Consider the following 3408-nt stretch of genomic DNA (forward strand, 5'->3'; position numbering starts at 1 on the left):
CCTCGGAATCGGGCGCGCGCCCGGCAGCGACCCGGTCATCACCCAGCTGCTGCACCGCTCGGGCACGACGAGCGACGTGGAGCGCTTCCCCGACCACATCCGCGACATCCTCTCGATCACGAGCCCGCAGGGCGCGACCGTGCAGTTCACCTCTGGTGGCACGTACGGTGTGACCGCCACCCCGGCCGCGACGTCGCAACCGCAGGTGTGGCTGCTCGGGTCGAGCGACTACTCGGCGCAGCTCGCCGCCTCGATGGGCCTGCCGTACGTGTTCGCCAACCACTTCTCGGGCGACGGCCTCGAGCGCGCCCTGTCGCTGTACCGCGAGCAGTACCAACCGAGCGAGCAGCACCCGGCACCCGTGACCTTCCTCACCGCCAACATCGTCGCGGCCGACACCGCGGACGAGGCAGCGGCACGCGCGCTGCCGCAGATCCGCATGATGGCGCGGCTGCGCTCGGGCCGCCCTCTCATCGCCCTCGAGACGGTCGAGCAGGCGGCCGCCGCCGAGGCCGAGGACGGCCTGTCGGCGCCTTTCCGGGCGTGGGCGGAATCGACCTGGTTCATCGGCGACGGCGACGACGTGCGCCGCCGCCTCTCCGATTTCGCGGCGCGACACGGGCTCGACGAGGTCATGATCTCGCCCGTCGCGGGCGCCCACGACGACGAGCCGATGGATGCCGCACCCGGCCGTGCCCGCACCCTCGAGCTGCTCGCGCCGCTCGCCGCGTGAGCAGCTCCCTCGCCCTCTAGGGTGATGCCGTGGGCGGCGAGCGCGGGAGGGGATTCGGCGGGGCCGTCGTGCGGGCATCGCTGCCGAACCTCGCCCAGTGGCTGAATCTGTACGCCTACGCGACGTTCGCGCCCTACTTCCGTCACGAGTTCTTCGCCGCCGACGACGCGCACGCCCTCGTGTTCGTCTACGGCGCGTTCGCCCTCGCATTCGCCGCACGCCCGCTCGGCTCGTGGCTGTTCGGGCGCCTCGCCGACCGCCGCGGCCGAGCCCGGGCGCTGCGCGCCAGCGTGCTGCTCATGGCCGTGTGCACGCTCGTCCTCGCCCTGAGCCCGACGCACGCCGCGATCGGCGCGGGAGCCGCGGTCGTGCTGCTCGTCGCGAGCCTCGTTCAGGGCATCGCCGCGGGCGGCGAGTACGCGGCATCCGCCGTCTACCTCGCCGAACTCGCCCCCGCCGGCCGCCGCGGCCTGTTCTCCTCGCTGCAGAGCGCGACCATCGTCGGCGGCCAGGTGCTCGCCCAGGCGGCCCTGCTGGTCCTCCTCGTCACCGTCGACCGGCCCGCGATCGCGGCGTGGGGCTGGCGCGCCGTGTTCGCGGTCGCGGCCCTGGCCGCCGCCGCCTCGCTCCTCGCGATCCCGCGCCGCGCAGAGAACGCCGCCCGCGCTCAGGGCGGATCGATGCGCGTGCTGCTGCGCGAGCACGCCGGGGCGCTCGTCTGGGTCATCCTCATGACGGCGGGCGGCACCGTCGTCTTCTACACCGATACCGTCACCCTCCCGACCCTCGCCCGCGACAGCGCCTTCGCGACCGGCGGGGCCGCGGCCGAGACGGCGGCCGCGGCATCCGTTCTCGTGGCCCTCGTCGTGCTCATGCTGCTGCAGCCGATCGGCGGCGCGCTGAGCGACCGCATCGGCTGGCGGGCGCTGCTCGTCTTCTTCGGCGTCGGCGCGCTCGTGACGACGGTGCCGCTGCTGTGGCTCGTGCCGCAGACGTCGTCACCGTGGACTCTGCTCGGGCTGCTCGTCGGCGGCTTCGTCGCGCTCGCCGGCTACCTGTCGGTCAACACGGTCGCCAAGGCGGAGGCGTTCCCACCCGAGGTGCGTGCTCTGGGCGTCGGGTTCGGGTACGCGATCGCCAACTCGCTCTTCGGCGGCACGGCGCCCATGATCTATCACGCGAGCGCGGCGGGCGGCGGGACCGTGGGGTTCACCGGCTACGTGCTCGTGCTCGTCGCGGTGAGCACGGTCGTGTACGTGTTCTTCACGCCGCGGCGGGCGGGTCAGTCCTCCGGCTCGCCGCTCACGAGCCCGCGCAGCCAGTCCCGCGCCTCGACGAACACCTCGTCGGAGTAGCGGTCGGGGTAGTGCACGATCGCGCGGTCCGCTCGGGCGTACGACCCGAGGAAGATCACCTTCGGACTGAACCGGCGCAGGCCCATGAGCGCGTCGGCCATGCGCTCATCACGGATGTGCCCATCGGCGTCGATCACGAAGCGGTAGCGGCCCAGCTCGTCGCCCACCGGACGCGAGGCCAGCAGCGAGAGGTTGATGCCACGGGTGGCGAACTGCTCGAGAAGCTCGAGCAGCGCGCCGGGGTGGTCCTCGGGGAGCTCGACGATGAGCGAGGTCTTGTCGGCACCCGTCGGCGCCGGCGGTGCGACCGTGCGGCTGACCAGCACGAACCGGGTCACGGCGTTGGGGTTGTCGCCGATGTCCTCGGCGAGCACCTCGAGTTCGTGATGCTCGGTGATGCCCGGCGGGGCGATGGCCGCGTCCGCGGGACTCGACCCGTCGAGCAGCCCCAGCGCGCTGGCCACATTGCTCGCCGCGGGAAGGTGCGCGTGCGCCGGAAGGGTCTCGCTCAACCAGCGCAGGCTCTGCGCGTAGGCGACCGGGTGGGCCGCGATCAGCGACACGTCCTCGAGCCGGCTGCCGGGGCGGCCGACCAGCACGAAACGCACCGGGACGAGGTATTCGCCCACGATGCGCAGGCCCGGCGTCGTCGCGAGGGCATCCTGCGCGGTGGAGACGCCACCGTCGACCGAGTTCTCGATCGCGATCATCGCTGCGTCGGACCGCCCCTCGACCACGTCGGCAAGCGCCTCGCCCACATTGCGCACGGGGCGCCACACGTGCTCGCGCGCCTCCGGCACCTGAGCGAGGGCGGCCTCCGTGAAGGTTCCGGCGGGGCCGAGGTAGCTGTAGGTGCGGCGAGGGGCATCGGCCTCGGGCGCGTCGATCGTCACGGGGACAAAGCCTAGCCGCGCAGAACATGCGCGCGGGTGTCAGACTGTGCGCATGAGCCGCGCTGGACAGCCCGCCGAAGCATCCGATCTGATCGACGTCGATGAACTGATCTCCGCCTACTACGACCGCATCCCCGACCCGACCGTGCCGGAGCAGCGGGTCGCATTCGGCACCAGCGGGCACCGCGGCTCGAGCCTGTCGACGAGCTTCACCGAGACCCACATCCTCGCGACCACCCAGGCGATCGTCGACTACCGCGCCGCGCAGGGCATCGCCGGGCCCCTCTTCCTCGGGCGCGACACCCACGGCCTGAGCCTTCCCGCCGAGCGCACCGCCATCGAAGTGCTGGTCGCGAACGGCGTCGACGTGCGCGTCGACTCCCGCGACTCGTGGGTGCCGACCCCGGCACTCAGCCATGCCATCCTC

3 protein-coding genes and 1 pseudogene are annotated in these 3408 nt (G+C 72.7%); 3 read left to right on the forward strand and 1 reads right to left on the reverse strand.

Going from position 1 to position 3408, the window contains the following annotated elements:
* Window positions 1-733 (forward strand): MsnO8 family LLM class oxidoreductase (locus ASG00_RS03170; RefSeq protein ID WP_235559107.1); only part of this gene is annotated, 733 nt, incomplete at its 5' end.
* A gap of 29 nt (window positions 734-762) precedes the next feature.
* Complete coding sequence (locus ASG00_RS03175) at window positions 763-2088, forward strand: MFS transporter (RefSeq protein ID WP_056206825.1); 1326 nt, start codon at window positions 763-765, stop codon at window positions 2086-2088.
* Here the strand turns inward: ASG00_RS03175 and pheA are convergent.
* Window positions 2016-2981, reverse strand: a complete 966-nt coding sequence (pheA, locus tag ASG00_RS03180; RefSeq protein WP_235557410.1) for a prephenate dehydratase — start codon at window positions 2979-2981, stop codon at window positions 2016-2018. The two genes, ASG00_RS03175 and pheA, sit on opposite strands and share 73 nt — an antisense overlap.
* A 52-nt stretch (window positions 2982-3033) precedes the next feature.
* Here pheA and ASG00_RS16685 point away from each other — a divergent pair.
* A pseudogene (locus ASG00_RS16685) lies at window positions 3034-3408 on the forward strand (phosphoglucomutase, alpha-D-glucose phosphate-specific); the annotation flags it as partial.

The organism is Microbacterium sp. Leaf351, assembly GCF_001423825.1.
GTDB lineage: Bacteria > Actinomycetota > Actinomycetes > Actinomycetales > Microbacteriaceae > Microbacterium > Microbacterium ginsengisoli.